This is a genomic window from Cellulophaga fucicola (assembly GCF_900119145.1).
Taxonomy (GTDB): domain Bacteria; phylum Bacteroidota; class Bacteroidia; order Flavobacteriales; family Flavobacteriaceae; genus Cellulophaga; species Cellulophaga fucicola.
The window spans coordinates 96203-113323 of the sequence record NZ_FPIY01000003.1 but is presented as its reverse complement, the minus strand read 5'-3'; the positions used below and the strand labels follow the sequence as shown (position 1 = coordinate 113323).

Here is a 17121-nt window from a genome sequence, read left to right as displayed (position 1 = left end):
CCATGTTCAAGAATTATTTTAAAATTGCGTTTAGGAGCTTGTTAAAAAATAAAGGCTATAGTTTTCTCAATATTTTTGGGTTAGCAATGGGTATTACCTGTGCCAGTCTTATTTTTTTATGGGTAGAAGATGAGGTAAACTACGACGCAGTTTTTTCTAATAAAGAGCAGGTGTATTATTTGCCAACCAACCAAAAATATAATGGTGAGTGGCGCACATTTACTTCTACTCCCGGACCTTTAGCAGAAGCTTTAAAAAAGGAAGTTCCTGGGATTATAAATGCTACTAGGTATAGAGATGAAGAACGACTTTTTAAACAAGGAGACAAGTCTTTATATAAAAAAGGGAGTTATGTAGATTCAGATTTTTTAGACATTTTTAGTCTAGAATTTATACAAGGAGATGCAAACACAGCATTGGAAGATACAGACGCCATAATACTTACTCAAAAAACAGCATCACAATTATTTGGAGCTGGCAATAATGCGGTTGGTAGAACTATAGAACTAGACAATAAATACAGTTACACCGTTACAGGTGTTGTTGTAGATTTTCCTAAAAATGTTACTGTAAATTTTGACTGGCTAGCGTCTTTTGATGCATACGCTAAAGACAAAGATTATTTAAATGCTTGGGGAAATAACTCTGTAGACACGTATATACAATTAGACCATAAAGTAGATGCAGCAGTTGTAAATACTACTATAAAAAAGTTTTTACAAACTAAAATGGAAGGTAATGATACGTATGCCTTTATGCATAGTATGTTAGACTGGCGTTTAAGAGATAATTTTGAAGGCGGAAAACAAGTAGGAGGCAGAATTATGTACGTAAATCTATTCTCCGTAATAGCTTGGATTATCTTAATAATAGCTTGTATTAATTTTATGAACTTGTCTACAGCTCGTAGTGCAAAAAGAGCCAATGAAGTTGGAGTGCGTAAAGTTTTAGGTGCGGGTCGTAAACGCTTAATTTTTCAATTTATAACAGAATCTTTAGTTATTGCAAGTATAGCTACACTGGTAAGTATTTTATTAGTGTTTTTATTGTTGCCACAGTTTAATACTGTTATAGAAAAAGAATTAATAATGGGAATAAGCAATCCTTTACACTGGTTAGCTCTGTTTGGTATTACCATTTTTTGTGGTGTTTTTGCAGGTTGTTATCCGGCGTTTTATTTGTCTTCATTTTTGCCAGTAACTGTTTTAAAAGGCATAAGTAGCAATCAAAAAGGTTCTGTGTTTATTAGAAAAGGGCTTGTGGTAACTCAGTTTGCAGCATCAATAATATTAATAATAAGCACTATTGTGGTGTACAAGCAAGTACAGCACGTAAAAAACAGACAGTTAGGATACAATAAAACCAATCTTGTAACAATGAATGTTAGAGGAGATATGGTTAAAAATTTCACGGCAATAAAGCAAGAAATGCTAGCTACTGGTATGATAGAAAATACAGGGTTAAATAGCTATAACACACTGTCTATTGGTAATAATGGATCTGGAGCAACTTGGTCTGGAATGGCAGATGCTAATAGTGAAATGCTTATTTCTTTTAGATATATAAATCCGGACTTTTTAAGTACTGCTGGTATGGATTTAGTAGATGGCAGAAATTTTAAACAAAACCAAGAGTTAGATAGTACTAGTGTAATAATTACAGAATCGTTTGCTAAGCTTATAGATACAGAATCTGCAGTAGGCAAGGATATTTATTTTGGAGAAGATAAAATTACTGTGGTGGGTGTTGTTAAAGATTTTTTATACGGAGATATGTATGGTAAAAGCGATCCGGTTATGTTTATTAACGCGCCTAGCGAAGCGCAATATATGTACGTACGTATTAAGCAAGATGTAGATGTAAAAAATGCACTTGCAGGTATGGCAAGTATTATGCAGAAACACAACTCTGCTTTTCCGTTTGAGTACGAGTTTGTAGACGATGCTTTTAACCAAAAATTTAAAAGTGAAATGTTGGTTGGTAGACTATCACAAATATTTGCTTTACTGGCTATATTTATTTCCTGCTTGGGCTTATTTGGTTTGGCAGCATATACATCAGAACAAAGAAGTAAGGAAATAGGTGTACGTAAAGTGTTAGGTGCAAGTGTGGTTAATATTGTAAATCTATTATCTAAAGATTTTATAAGACTTGTGGTTTTATCTATTGTTATAGCAATACCTGTAGCTTGGTGGGCAATGTCTAGCTGGTTAGAAGACTACGCTTACCGTATAAATATGCAATGGTGGATGTTTGCTTTGGCAGGCATAGGAGCAGTTGCAATTGCTTTGTTAACGGTAAGTTTTCAAGCTATAAAAGCAGCAATAACTAACCCTGTAAAAAGCTTGCGAACAGAGTAATTCATTCATCAATCAAAAAAACAAGCAGTTATGTTTAAAAATCAACTAAAAATAGCGTGGCGTAGTCTTAAAAAAAATCCGTTGCAGACAGGTATAAATATTCTTAGCCTTACTGTAGGTACAATATGTTGCTTAATTATAATATCTTATGTTAATGCGCAATTTGGGTATGATACGCACCATAAAGATGTTGCTTCTGTATACAGAATACGTACTAAAATAAAATCAAAAAGTAACAACAGTATAAATGCAGATGTAGCTACAAGTAGCCCTCCAATAGCTTTTGCTTTAAAAGAAGATTTACCAGAAGTGGTAGATGCTTGTAGGGTTGTTTATTTTGGGTCTGGAGAAGAAGCTCTAATTCGTAACCCCAAAAACAACCAAAGTTATTATGAGAGTAAAGGATATGTGGCCGATTCTACCTTTTTTAAATTTTTTAATTATACAGCCGCAGAAGGTAATTTGGCTACAGCCTTAGAAAAACCAAATAGCATTGTTTTATCAAAAAAATTAGCTTCAAAATTATTTAAAGACACCAAACAAGTTGTAAACAAAACATTAGTTATTGGTGCAGGAGAAGACCAATTTAACGCAACCATTACCGGAGTTTTTAATGAACCAACCAACCCAACGCATTTAAATCCTAATTATATACTGTGTATGAACTCGCCTGGCATTGGTGAATACACTAACAATATTAGCAATTTTGCAACGCAAAACTTTGCGTACAGTTATATAAAACTAGGAGCCAATGACAGCAAAACCAGATTAGAAAAAAAGATACCTAAGTTTTTACTAGATCGTGGAGGAATTGATTTGGCTGATATGGGTTTTGATAAAAAATTACTATTACAATCTGTTACAGATATTCATTTGCACTCTAAAGGTATAGACAAGCAAATAGAAGAAGTATCTAATATAGAATACTTGTATGCACTATTGTTTTTAGCCTTTATAGTACAACTAGTTGCCTGTGTAAACTTTATTAATTTAAGTACAGCCAGAGCTAGTAAAAGAGCAAAAGAAATAGGGGTAAGAAAAGCCATTGGAGCGCAAAAAAGCTCTTTGGTACAGCAGTTTTTAAGTGAGTCTATTTTAATTGCATTTTTAGCAGTATTTATTAGCATACCTATAGTTTTATTATTGCTTCCGGTTGCTAATGTATTAACAGGCGGTAACATAGAGCCAGAACATATATTAAACCTTAAAATTTTATTGTTGTTGGGGTCTATGGGTTTTTTAACAGGCTTAATAGCAGGTATTTATCCGGCATTGGTGTTGTCTTCTTTTAAACCGTCTAAAGTGCTAAAAGGGGCAACAGAACTACAATCTAGCAATGGTTTATTAAGGCGTGGTTTGGTTGTTTTTCAGTTTGTAGTATCAATAGTTTTAACAGTAAGTGTTATAATAGTATCACAACAACTAAAATTTGCTAAGCAAAAAGATTTAGGCTTTAACAAAGATAATTTGTTAGCAATACGTTTAGGAACACAAGAATTACAACAAAATTTTAGTGCTATACAATCACAATTACAAGGAGTATCTGGTGTTAGCTCTGTTACAGGGAGTAATAATTACCCATCCAGATCTATTATGGGCGATTTGGCAATGCGTTTACCTAGTCAAGATGATAATAACCTAACCTCTGTTTTTTACAATGGTATTACTCCTAATTATTTAGAAACCATTGGAACCAAAATTATTAAAGGTCGTAAGCTTAGAGCAACAGACTCTACAGGCGTATTGGTAAATATGGCAACCCTAAAGGCTTTTAATATTGATATAGAAAACGCCTTAGCAGCTACAATTGTTAGCAGTTATGGCAGTGAAACAGAGAATTATGAAATTGTGGGTGTTACAGAGAATTTTCATTTTGAAGATTTTAAACAAGCAATTTCACCTATGCTTATTTATAGTGAAACAGAACCAGATTGGATAGTTGCTAAGTTAGAAACCAACAATTTAAAAAGTGTATTGAGCGGTTTAGAGGCCAACTGGAAAAAAGTGAATCCGTATGCGCCATTTGAGTATGTTTTTGTAGATAAAGAAACCGAAAAGTTATACGCAGAAGAACAAAAATTATCTAAAATATCTATAGCATTTACCATTTTGGCCATTTTAATTAGTTGTTTAGGGTTATTTGGTTTGGTGTCTTATGTTGCAGAGCAAAAGAAGAAAGAAATTGGGATACGTAAAGTTTTAGGTGCCAGTGTAAAATCTGTTGTACAGTTATTAACCAAAGATTTTTTAAAGCTAGTATTGGTTGCATTTGTCATTGCATCTCCTATAGCATACTATCTTATGCAAAATTGGTTACAAGATTTTACCTATAAAATTGAAATTAAATGGTGGGTATTTTTATTAGCAGGTGGTTTTGCAATGCTAATAACAATTGTAACTGTTGGTTTTCAGTCTATAAAGTCTGCAATAGCAAACCCAGTTAAAAGCCTACGAACAGAATAGTTCTTTTTTAACGTACAAAATATGGACAGTCTGTGTAAATTTTTTTTACAGTTGCATCAATTTTTTAATCAAAAATAATATGTAAGTAGCTGTTTGTTATGTGTTTGAGATTTTGGCACAGAATTAGGGTATTAGTAAGCATCAATCAAAAAACGAACAGTAAAGAATAAAAATTATGTTTAAGAATCAACTAAAAATAGCGTGGCGTAATTTAAAAAATAATCTGTTTTTTACATTTTTAAATGTATTTGGCTTAGCTATAGGTGTTGCAGGTGCGCTACTAATTTCATTATATATTTATGATGAGCTTAGTTATGATAAAATGTTTGCTGATGAAGAATTAATTCACAGAATAAATGTAGATATTAAGTTTGGAACACAGTCTAATAATTTAGCTGTTGTAACGGCGCCAATGGCTTCGGTTTTAGAAAGTGAATACTCAGAAGTACAACTTACAACAAGATTAAGAGGTTGGGGCGGAATGTTGGTGCGTCAAACAAATTCTGATAAAAATATAAAGGTTAATGGTAATGCTTATGCAGACCCATCATTTTTTAAAATGTTTGGTTTAGAATTGTTGCAAGGCACTAAAGAAACAGCATTAGTAGAGCCAAATACTTTAATACTAAGCAGGTCAGGAGCAAAAACTCTATTTACAGAAGAAGAGGTTGTTGGTAAACAGGTAGTTTTAGATAATGATGAGGTATATACAGTAACAGGAGTTATAGAAGATTTTCCTAAAAATTCTTTTTTAAGAGATTACAATATGTTAATGTCTATGGCGAGCAACCCTAACGCAAAAGAAGTTGGTTGGGGCAGCAACAACTTTAGCACTTTTGTAAAGTTAAACCCTAATACTAACATAGCTAGTTTTAATAAAAGGTTGCAAAATATATTTATAAACTACGTTGCTCCTTACGCGAAAAAAACATTTGCTCCAACAATGACGGTAGAGAGTTTTAAAAGCGAAGGAAACTTCTATGTTTTTAATACCATTCCGCTTGGTAAAATACATTTACACTCAGACCGTATTGCAGAGCTAAATCAGAATAACAACATACAAAACATCTATATTTTATCTTTTATAGGGCTGTTTTTAATAGTGTTAGCGTGTGTAAATTTTATGAATCTTTCTACGGCACAATCTTTAAAAAGAGCAAAAGAAGTAGGTGTGCGTAAAACACTAGGCTCTTCTAAGTCAGACTTAATAAAACAGTTTTTAATAGAGTCAGGATTGGTGTCATTAATAGCGTTAATTTTTGCAGTACTAACAACCATTTTAATTCTGCCTTACTTTAATAATTTAGCAGATAAATCAATAGAAATTCCGTTTTTAAATCCACTTTTTTGGCTTATTCTTTTAGGTTTTGCTTTAATTTTAGGTTTACTGTCTGGTAGTTATCCTGCATTTTTTATGTCAAAATTTAAGCCCGTTAAGGTGTTAAAAGGAGGCGAAAAATCTAACGCAGGAGGAGGAAAAATAAGAAATGGATTAGTGATTTTTCAATTTGCAATCTCTGTGTTTTTAATGGGGAGTACGTTAGTGGTTTTTCAGCAATTACAATATATAAAAGGTAAAGATATTGGTTACACCAAAGAACAGGTTTTGGTTTTAGATGATGTGTATGCTGCAGGAGACCAAGTAGCATCGTTTAAGCAAGAAATAGAAAAACTGGCGAGTGTAAAAAGTGTATCACTTACTAGTTTTTTACCAACACCATCTAACAGAACAGACCAATCTTTTACGGCAAAAGGAAAAGCTGTTGAAGATGCTGTGGTACAAATGCAAAAATGGGATGTAGATGAAGATTATGTATCAACTTTAAATATAAACCTTTTAGCAGGAAGAGATTTTAATACAAAGTACAAAACAGATTCTACCGCTATTATTGTAAACGAAACAGCAATATCTAGATTGGGAATTAAGCCTGCCGATGCTATAGGAATGACATTGGTAGACGACAGTGATAAAGTTGAATATAAAGTTATTGGCGTAGTTAAAGATTTTCATATCTCTACATTACGTAATGCTATAGATCCGGTAAGTTTTAGATTAAGCCGTAGAGTAAGTAGTAAATTAGTGGTAAAATTAAGTCAGGGAGATTTTGCAAAATCTATTGCAAGTATTCAAGGACTTTGGGGAAACGTTGCTTCTGGACAACCGTTTAATTACTATTTTTTAGACGATTCTTTTAATGATGTATACCAAGCAGAAGAGCGTTTGGGAAAAATATTTATTGCATTTACAATTTTATCCATATTAATAGCTTGTTTAGGCTTGTTTGGTTTGGCAACATTTAATGCAGAAAAAAGAATAAAAGAAATAGGTGTACGCAAAGTTTTAGGAGCAAGTATAGGCAACATTGTGTACAAGTTAACACTAGACTTTTTAAAGTTAGTAGTGGTATCTATAGTAATATCTATACCATTGGCTTGGTTTGTAATGACAAAGTGGTTAGAAGATTTCTCGTACCGAATAGAAATAAACGGTTGGTCTTTTGTTTTTATAGCACTTTTGGTACTTGCAATTTCTGTTATAACGGTAAGCTACCAAAGCATAAAAGCAGCAATAACAAACCCAGTAAAAAGTTTACGAGCAGAATAAATTCATCAATCAAAAAAATAGAACATATGAAAATCAATCAAATAAAAAAACTAGCATCACTTTTTTTCGTAGTGATGAGTGTGAGTGCTATAGCACAAAATAATGTAACCAACGTAGCGGCCTTTAACAAAGTAATTGTTAGTCCGCATATACAAGTAACTTTTGTAGAAGGAGCAACAGAAAGTGTTACAATAGAAAGTAGCACAGTAGAAGAGCATAAGATAAATATTGAGGTTTCTGGTAAAACTTTACGTGTGTATTTAGAAGGAGCAAAAGAATATACTAAAAGTGAAAAAACTAATAAAAACGGGTATAAACAACGTAAATCTATTTACAAAGGAACAGTAGTAAAAGCTATTGTAACGTATAAGGAAATAGAAGAATTGTCGTTACGAGGAGAAGAAACTATAATATGTAAAAGCACATTTACTCAAAAAAAGTTACGCTTAAAAATATATGGAGAATCACAAGTGTTTTTATATGATACGGACCTTAAAGAATTACACGCAACAATATATGGCGAGAGTTTCCTAGAAATAAAAAAGGGTAATGTGCAAGACCTAAAAATTACAGCTTACGGCGAAACTACAATTAACACTTTGGGTATAAAAAATGAAACCACAAAGATTACGGCTTATGGTGAGGGTAGTTACCGTGTACAGGTTTCTAAAAGATTAAAAGTTACAGCTTATGGTGAAGCAACTGTTGCTTACCAAGGAAACCCAGAATTAGATAAAGGGCTAATTATAGGTGAGGCAACAATACACAGAATACAATAGTCTTATGTAAAACTGAAAAATTATGTTTAAAAATCATATAAAAATAGCTTGGCGAAGCTTAAAAATGGACAAAATGTTTTCTGTATTAAACATTTTAGGGCTATCTATTGGTTTAACAATAGCTATTCTGTTGTTCTCTTTTATCACTTTTGAGAAAAGTTACGATACACAGTATAAAAACAACAAAGACATATACAGGGTTTTGGTTAATACAACTGGCGATGCTTTTGATAAAGAAATTATGGCTACTGCACCAGCTGCAGTTGCGCCAGCTTTAAAATCCGAATTGCCAACAGTAAAACACGCGGCAAGAATGTTGCAGCATAGTTTTGGAGAAACTGCTTTTATAAAAGCGAACAACAGTAATTTTCTTGAAAAAAGATTGTTTTGGTGCGATCAAGAATTGTTTTCAATTTTTGAAACCGAGTTTGTTAAGGGTAATGCGGCGTCTGCTTTAAGTAGGCCTAATACAGTTGTTTTATCTGTTAGTGCAGCTAAAAAATATTTTGGAGAGCAAGACCCAATGGGTAAAACTATAAAGGTTGATGATAAAACAGAGTTAGAGGTTACGGGTGTTTATGTAGATTATGCAAAAAATAGTACCATAGATGCTAATTTAATAGCATCATTTAATACTACATATTTTTATAAAGAACCAAGTTGGGGTAATTCTAGTTTCGAAACTTATGTACAACTAAAAGAAAATACATCTAAATCGTCTTTAAAAAATCAAATACAACAAATTATAGATAAAAATATAGATAAAGAAGGACAGTGGTATACACTTTCTTTACAGCCTTTAGATCAGGTGCATTTATACTCTAAAGACTATACAAATAGCTATACTTCTAGACCTGGAAATATTTCTGAAATTAAAAATTTATCGTTTTTAGCATTACTTATTTTACTTATAGCGTGTGTTAATTATATGAATTTGATGACCGCTCGTTCTCAAAAAAGAGCAAAAGATGTGGGCATAAATAAAACGTTAGGTGCATCGTCTAAAAATTTAATTGCCAGGTTTTATGCAGAAACAGGGCTATTAACTTTAATTGCATTATGTATTGGTGTGTTATTATCTGTAGCTATAATTCCGGTTTTTAATACATTAACAGATGGTAATTTAGAGTTTAGTTTTCTTTTAAAACCAGACTTTATTTTAGGGATGTTTTTGGTTTGGCTTATAACTACTTTGGTTGCGGGGTCTTACCCTGCATTTTACTTATCTGGTTTTTCGCCAAGTTCTATATTAAAACCAGCAAACAGAATGGTTGGCAATTCAGTAATTAGAAAAGCATTAGTAGTACTACAGTTTACTGCTTCAGTAGTTTTAATTGTGGGAGTGTTGGTAGTATACCAGCAGTTGGAATTTATGAAAAATAAAGACTTAGGCTATACTCCGCAAAATGTTGTTGCAGTATCTACTGCAGCCATAAAAACATATAATAATAAGCACGCCTTGGCAGAAGAGGTAAAAAGAGTAAGTTCTGTTTTAGAGGTTGGTTTAGCGCAAGGTTTCCCTGGGATGGAAGTTAGTGGAAGAACAATCCATAAAAACGATCAAGATGAAAATGGTAAAGGCATACAAACAAACGTATCTGATGCAAGTGTTTTAGATGTATTGCAATTAAAGCTTTTGGCGGGTAAAAAGCTGCCAAATTTAAAGCAAGAAGGAGATACTCTTGTAGATGTTGTTTTAAACAAAAAAGCAATAGATTATTTAGGATATACACCAGAGGAAGCAATTGGTAAAAAAGTAGATATGCAATTAGGAGACGGAGCAACAATAATTGGTGTTGTAGACGATTTTAATTTTGAGTCTTTACACAAACCTGTTGGGGCTTATGCGTTTCATAATAACAACTACGAGCCTAAATCTTATTTATTGGTGCGTTTTAATAGTGTTTCTGTAACTAATACAATGCAGCAATTAGAGGCTGCTTATGCTAAAGTATCTCCAGACTCTAGTTTTGATTATACATTTTTAGATAAGAATATGGAACAATTATATGCTCAAGATCGTAAAATAGCTAAAGTTGGACTCTTATTCTGTTTACTAGCCATCTTTGTTGCTTGTTTAGGCTTATTTGGACTGGCAGCTTTTACAGCAGAACAACGTAAAAAAGAAATTGGAGTTAGAAAAGTACTTGGGGCAAGTGTCTTAGGAATTACACAAATGCTTTCTGCAGACTTTTTAAAACTAGTAATAGTATCACTGTTAGTTGCTTTTCCGGTTGCGTATATACTTATGCAAAAATGGTTGCAAGAGTTTGCGTATAGAATAGATATTGGTTGGTTGGTATTCTTTATAGCAGGTATGTGTGCTGTTATTATAGCGCTAATAACAGTAAGTTTTCAAGCTATTAAAGCAGCAACAGCAAATCCAATAAAAAGTTTGCGAACAGAGTAATTATAAAATAATCTATGTACAATTTATATTTAAAAATTGCTTCAAGATTCTTGTTAAAGAATAAGCTATACTCTTTTATTAATATAATGGGTTTATCTGTAGGGATAGCATCTTTTGTATTAATTATGATGTACGTTGCTAATGAGCGTAATTACGACAAGTTTAATGGTTCAGAAAACGTATACCGTGTGTATATGGATTATTTGGAAGGAAACACATTTTCTCCTGGAGATGCACAGAGTTACAATTTAAGTGGACCAACCTTAAAAAAAGAATTCCCTGAAATAAAGGAATATGTTCGTTTTTTTCATCTTCAAAAGACTACTTTTATTAATGAAAATGAAGTTTTTGAGGGCAATAAAGGAGCAATTGTAGATCCTTCATTCTTTAGTGTTTTTGATTATCCGTTGGTAAAAGGAGATGTAAAAGATGCGCTAGCAGCTCCTAATAGTATAGTATTACAAGAAAATCTAGCTGAAAAAATATTTGGTAAAGAGAGTCCTATAGGTAAAACCCTTTCTATCTTTTGGAAAGGTGAAACAACAGTTACGGTTACAGGGATATTAAAGGATATTCCTAAAAACACACACATAAAAAACAATTTTCTAGTTTCTTTTGAGACCTTAAAAACGTGGAAGGCTATTCCTAGACAATATGAACCTAATTGGAGTCAGAATAATTTTTTTACATATATAAAGGTTAATAAAAATACTGATATAGATGCTTTACAACAAAAAATAATTAAAACTAATTTTGAAGACGATTTAGATGAACGTCATAATATAGAGTCTTTAGAAAGCATCCATTTAAATTCTAATAAGCCGTATGAAGCAGAAGCTAATGGTAGCGAAAGTAGAGTAAAGTTTTTATTGGCTATTGCATTTATAATTTTAATATTATCGTGGCTTAATTATGTTAATCTTGCAACTACAAAATCTTTAGAACGTGCTAAGGAAATAGGAATACGAAAAGTTTCTGGAGCCCAAAGACCACAACTTATTTTTCAATCTTTATTAGAATCTGTTCTTATTAATTGTATTGCAATTGTAATAGCTACAATAGTTGTTGTATTTACATTACCCTTTTTTAATAGTTATACAGGTGAAGATTTAATTGTAAATTCAGCTGTAGTATTAGGCTTGCTTCCCTACCTCGGTTTTATTTTTTTAGGTACGGTTTTATCAGGATTATATCCTGCAATTATATTAAGTGGTTATTCTCCTGTTGTAGCTTTAAAAGGAAAAGTAAGAGCTTCTTCTAACGGACTTAATATTAGAAAAGGTCTTATTATAACTCAGTTTTTTGCAACAATTGTATTGCTTATAGGCACTATTGTAGTAGCTAAACAAATTAAATTTTTAGAAAATCAGCCTATAGGAGCAAATTTAGATCACGTGGTTGCATTTAATTGGGAGGTTTTAAGTAAAAGTAAAGACTCTGTACTAAAAAGAGATAATAAATTATTTGAATCTGAATTACGAAAATTACCATATGTAAAAAATGTAGTTTCTGCGGAGACATACCCAGGAGGCGGTTATGATAATTTGTCTTCTACAGTGGGTATTACGTTCCCTAATGGTACAGTAGATGAGAATAGAATATTTTATACCTATAACGTAAGTCCAGGTTATTTTAATCTTTTAGATATGGAGTTTGTTGCTGGAAGTTCTTTTTTAGAAACAGCAAAAAGGAGTAGCAATAAAATAGTCATTAATGAGAAAATGGCAAAGCATATGCAAATTGCCAACCTAGCAGAGGCCGTTGATGAAACGGTAAAGTTTTGGGGAGAAGATTGGGTTATTTCTGGAGTAATTAAGGATTACCATCATTTTGGTTTAAAAACGGCAATAGAACCAATTCTAATTAGACACTATGAAGATAAGAATAACCTGTTGGTTAAGTTCGATAAAAGTGTTACGTCGGTAGCAGGCTTTGGTACTGTTTTAAAAAAGGTAGAAAATATTTGGGATAATGCATATGCTCAAAATGTGTTCAATTACACTTTTTTAGACAAAGAGTTTCAGTCTCAATATAACGAAGATAAAAATTTTGGAAGTGCATTCTTAATCTTTACGGTTCTAGCAATTTTAATTGCATCTATGGGCTTATTTGGCCTTACATCATATACTGTTGTACAACGAAGAAAGGAAATTGGAGTTCGTAAAGTAAACGGAGCTAATATTGTAAATATTTTAGCTACGTTAAATAAGGATTTTGTTAAGTGGATAACGTTAGCTTTTATAGTTGCTGTACCAATTTCCTGGTTTACTATGCTTAAATGGTTAGAGGGTTTTGCGTATAGAACAGCAATAAGCTGGTGGGTTTTTGCTGTTGCAGGATGTACCGCTTTAGTAATTGCACTACTTACTGTAAGTTGGCAAAGTCTAAAAGCTGCTTTAGCTAATCCGGTAGATGCATTAAAAGACGAGTAAAAGTTATAGAAAAGATCATTAATACAAGAACATTATGATTAAGAATTATTTTAAAATAGCGTTTAGAAATCTATGGAATAATAAGCTCTTTTCTTTAATTAAGATTAGTAGTTTGGCTATTGGCCTAAGCGTGTCTTTTGTTATAGGTTTAATGGTGTATTACGATTTTACTTTTGATAAATTTCATCCAGATAAAGATTATATATACAGAGTAACAACAGAGTTTGTAACACCAGAAGGGAGTTTTTACAATCCGGGAGTTTCATTTCCTTTGGGTGATGCCTTAAAACAAAACTCGGCTAGTTTGGCTGCTGTTGCCCCTTTTTTAACTACGTATCCGTTACACATAAAAAATACAGTTACAGATAAAACATTTAAAAATCCGGATTATGTTATTTATGCCGATAAAGGTTTTTTTAATGTATTTAAATATAGATGGTTGGCTGGCTCTAAAGAAAGTGCGCTAGAGAGTCCAAATCAGTTAGTACTATCAGAAAAAAGGGCTAAAAAATATTTTCCAAATACCAACTATACAGATATAATTGGTGCTCATATGGTGTACAATGATACTATAAATATGCAAGTAACTGGAGTTGTAGCTAATTTTACAGAGCGTACAGATATTGTTTTTGAAGAGTTTATATCATTAAAAACTGCTCACCAGTCAGATATGACAAGCGCAGTTTTAAGTAGCAATTGGAACGGAACAAACTCGGCCTCACAATTATTTATAAAAACAAGTAAAAATGCAAATGCCAAAAATGTACAGCTTGCACTAAATAAGTTGGCAAAAGAACATAAAGATCCTAATGAAGCAGAGTTTGGTAATGAACGTAAGTTTTATATGCAACCATTACAAAAAATGCATTTTGATACCAATTACTATACTTTTGATTTTGACTCTGAGCTAGCAAGTAAATCGGTTTTAATAAGTTTAGGTTGTGTTGCTCTTTTTTTACTGCTGTTAGGTAGTATAAATTTTATCAACTTAAATACAGCACAAGCTACACAAAGAGCAAAAGAAATAGGTGTTAGAAAAACATTAGGAGGATCTAAAAAACAACTAATTTATCAGTTTTTAGGAGAAACATTTTTATTAACCACCTGTGCTGCAATTGTGTCTATTGTACTTTCTTTTTGGTTGTTAAATATTTTTTCAGACTATATACCAGCAGGTTTAAGTTCAGAGTTATTTGCAGAGCCAACGGTAATAATATTTGTTGTTTTATTGCTATTAGCTGTTACGTTTTTATCTGGGTTTTATCCGGCAGTAGTGCTTTCTCATTTTAAACCAATAGCGGTGTTAAAAAATCAAATTATTGCAACTAATGATAAAACATCGTTACGCAAATACCTAACTGTTTTTCAGTTTATAATAGCACAGGTTTTTATAATAGCTACGCTTTTAGTGGGTAAGCAAATATCATTTTTATTGCAAAAAGATATGGGTTTTAAAACCGAAGCCATAGCATCTGTAAGAGCGCCTTGGTTTGCTATGACGCCAGAAAAACAACAACGCTTGTTAACAAAAATAAAAGCAATACCAGAAGTAAATAAAGTTAGTTTAGCAGAATATCCGCCAGCATCTTTTAGTACCAGCGCCACAAATACTAGTTATTTTGATGATACCAACGCACCTGTGCATACAGAATTGCAATTGCTATATGGAGATAAAAACTATTTAGATATTTACGGAATAGAACTACTTGCAGGTAGAAAACAAAACAATGACAGTATTACAGAATACGTAATAAACCAAACCTATATGCGTATGCTAGGGTTTAAAAAACCAGAAGATGCTTTGGGTAAAATTATTAAAGCTGATGGTGAGCAAAACCCAATTGTTGGTGTTATGAAAGATTTTAATCAGCGTTCCTTAAAAACAGCAATTAAACCGTTGGCTTTTGTAGGTACAGGCGGAGCAAATAGTAGTTTTAAAACGTTTCACATCTCTTTTGCAAACGTAAACGGGGAAAATTTACCAGTTACCACTAAAAAATTAGAAAGTGCCTGGAATGAGGTGTATACAGATGAACCTTTTGAGCTTGTTTTTATGGATAATACTATAAAACGTTTTTACAGTCAAGAACGTAAAACAGCTTTGTTACTTAATTGGGCTACCGGTTTGGCTATTGTAATTAGTTGTTTAGGGTTATTAGGTCTTGTGGTTTATACTACAGAGCGCAGAACCAAAGAGATAGGGATACGCAAAGTATTAGGGGCATCTTTACTAGAGCTAAATGTATTGTTAAGTAAAGAGTTTTTAAGCTTGGTATTAATTGCCTTTATTATTGCTGCCCCAATAGCTTATTTTGGTATAGATTATTGGCTGCAAGATTTTGCACATAAAACAAAATTAAGTTGGTGGATTTTTGCAGTAAGTGGAGTTATAATGCTATTAATTGCAATGTTAATTATGGGTGTGCGTACCTATATTTCATCAACAAAAAACCCAATAAAAAGTTTACGAACAGAATAAAATACAAATTATGTTATTAGAATTAAACAATATATACAAGTGGGTACAGTCTGGCGGACAAAAGATTTTTTTGCTAAAAGACATCAATTTAAAAGTAGAAGAAGGCGAGTTTATTTCTATTATGGGGCCGTCTGGTTCAGGAAAATCTACCTTACTTAACATAATTGGTATGTTAGATGTTTTTAATGAGGGCGAATATAATTTTTTAGATGAACCGGTACATAGCTTAAAAGAAAAGCATCGTTCTAATTTGTACAAACAATATATTGGGTTTGTTTTTCAGGCATATCATTTATTAGATGAGCTTACGGTGTATGAAAACTTAGAAATGCCTTTGTTGTATAAAAAGTATAGCTCGTCAGAACGCAAAGCGTTGGTAGCAGATATGCTAGATAAATTTAATATTGTTGGTAAGCAAAACCTATTTCCTAGTCAGCTTAGTGGTGGGCAGCAGCAATTAGTTGGTATAGCAAGAGCTTTAATTTCTAGTCCTAAACTTATTTTAGCAGATGAACCAACAGGGAATTTAAACTCTAAGCAGGGAGAAGAAATAATGGAGATTTTTAAAGAATTGAATAAAGACGGAGTTACGATTGTACAAGTAACACATTCAGAAAAAAATGCTACATACGGATCTAGAACTATAAATTTATTAGACGGAAGAAAAATATAAAAGTCATAAAAAAAAAGAACACAACAGCCCCCACCGTTGTGTTCTATCTAGGCCTAAATGCAAAACCTAGTTATAGTAAGAAGGATCAACTTATTTAAAACCTTCTTATATAAATTATTTAGCTTTAAGTAAAATCATAGAAAATGTTTTTGTTTTGGTTTGTCTGTACTTTTTAATGTACTCCAAGTAAGCATTTCTTTTAGATTCGTGATTTTCAAGATAAAAAGCATCGCACTCCATAGTGTCGCACTCTAAGTTGCTTAGCGTAGAATTATTATATCTGCGCAGTTCTGCTAGTTTATCTGTGTTCTCTTGCTTTAGTTCTATTAGTTCTTGGTGTATAGCTTTGTTATTGGCAATGCGTTCTTCAATCTCCATTAAATAAGCCAGCTCTTCAGCTATAAATTCTAAGTTATCTATCCAGTTGCGCAGCTCTTCCTTATCTTTCTTCATCATTATGCTGGCGTCTTCCTCGTGGTTGTAAAACAATTTTGAACTCATAATACCGTATTTACATCTATATAATTATTTTTCTGCTCTACATTAGCCACAGTAAGTGTTTTTTCTCCAGAAGGGAACTCCCATAATAGTTTATCGCCTTTAGCGTAACCAATTACGGCAGTACCCATTGGAGTTAAAATGGAAAGTTTATTATTCTTAAGATCACTATCTGAAGGCTTAACCAATTGAAAATTCTTTTGCCAGCCTTCTTCTGCCGCGATTGTAACAATAGAATTAAACCTAATAACATCTGTAGGCATATCTCTTTCGTCTTTAACAATGGCAGTTTTTAGCTCTTCATGTAACTTTGCAATAGATTTTTTATATGTAATGTCTTTATGATAACCAGAAAGGTTCATCAATTTTTTAAGCAGTACATATTCTTTTTTTTCAATAATTAAACCTCCGTATTTCATCTT

At 32.4% G+C, this 17121-nt stretch carries 10 protein-coding genes; 8 read left to right on the top strand and 2 right to left on the bottom strand.

Annotation, left to right across the window (positions count from 1 at the left end):
• The first annotated feature begins 2 nt into the window (after window positions 1-2).
• The 8 genes from BT107_RS11205 to BT107_RS11170 all read left to right on the top strand — a co-directional run bounded on the left by BT107_RS11205 (window position 3) and on the right by BT107_RS11170 (window position 16201).
• Window positions 3-2360 carry an ABC transporter permease gene (locus BT107_RS11205; RefSeq protein ID WP_072303905.1) on the top strand — a complete coding sequence of 786 codons (2358 nt, stop codon included), beginning with the start codon at window positions 3-5 and terminating at the stop codon, window positions 2358-2360.
• 30 nt (window positions 2361-2390) lie between these two features.
• Entirely contained in the window at window positions 2391-4823 is a 2433-nt protein-coding gene (locus BT107_RS11200) for an ABC transporter permease (protein WP_072303904.1), read from the top strand.
• Between the two features lie 175 nt (window positions 4824-4998).
• Complete coding sequence (locus BT107_RS11195) at window positions 4999-7428, top strand: ABC transporter permease (RefSeq protein ID WP_072303903.1); 2430 nt, start codon at window positions 4999-5001, stop codon at window positions 7426-7428.
• A 26-nt stretch (window positions 7429-7454) separates the two neighbouring features.
• On the top strand, window positions 7455-8207 hold the full coding sequence (locus tag BT107_RS11190) for a head GIN domain-containing protein (protein ID WP_072303902.1): 753 nt from the start codon (window positions 7455-7457) through the stop codon (window positions 8205-8207).
• 22 nt (window positions 8208-8229) lie between these two features.
• Window positions 8230-10617 (top strand): ABC transporter permease, encoded by a 2388-nt coding sequence (locus BT107_RS11185; protein WP_072303901.1) that lies wholly within the window; start codon window positions 8230-8232, stop codon window positions 10615-10617.
• 14 nt (window positions 10618-10631) lie between these two features.
• The gene (locus BT107_RS11180) at window positions 10632-13049 is read left to right on the top strand and encodes an ABC transporter permease (RefSeq protein WP_072303900.1); all 2418 of its coding nucleotides are present in this window, start codon (window positions 10632-10634) and stop codon (window positions 13047-13049) included.
• 34 nt (window positions 13050-13083) lie between these two features.
• Complete coding sequence (locus tag BT107_RS11175) at window positions 13084-15528, top strand: FtsX-like permease family protein (RefSeq protein WP_072303899.1); 2445 nt, start codon at window positions 13084-13086, stop codon at window positions 15526-15528.
• 10 nt (window positions 15529-15538) lie between these two features.
• Window positions 15539-16201 carry an ABC transporter ATP-binding protein gene (locus tag BT107_RS11170; RefSeq protein ID WP_072303898.1) on the top strand — a complete coding sequence of 221 codons (663 nt, stop codon included), beginning with the start codon at window positions 15539-15541 and terminating at the stop codon, window positions 16199-16201.
• A gap of 114 nt (window positions 16202-16315) precedes the next feature.
• Here BT107_RS11170 and BT107_RS11165 read toward each other — a convergent pair whose 3' ends face one another.
• Together BT107_RS11165 and BT107_RS11160 are read right to left on the bottom strand one after the other, a co-directional pair.
• Window positions 16316-16702: a hypothetical protein gene (locus tag BT107_RS11165; protein ID WP_139254312.1), complete on the bottom strand. Its 387-nt coding sequence runs from the start codon at window positions 16700-16702 to the stop codon at window positions 16316-16318.
• Window positions 16699-17118, bottom strand: coding sequence for a GreA/GreB family elongation factor (locus BT107_RS11160; protein ID WP_072303896.1), 420 nt, complete (start codon window positions 17116-17118; stop codon window positions 16699-16701). The genes BT107_RS11165 and BT107_RS11160 overlap by 4 nt, the downstream gene beginning before the upstream one ends.
• Between the last annotated feature and the right edge of the window lie 3 nt (window positions 17119-17121).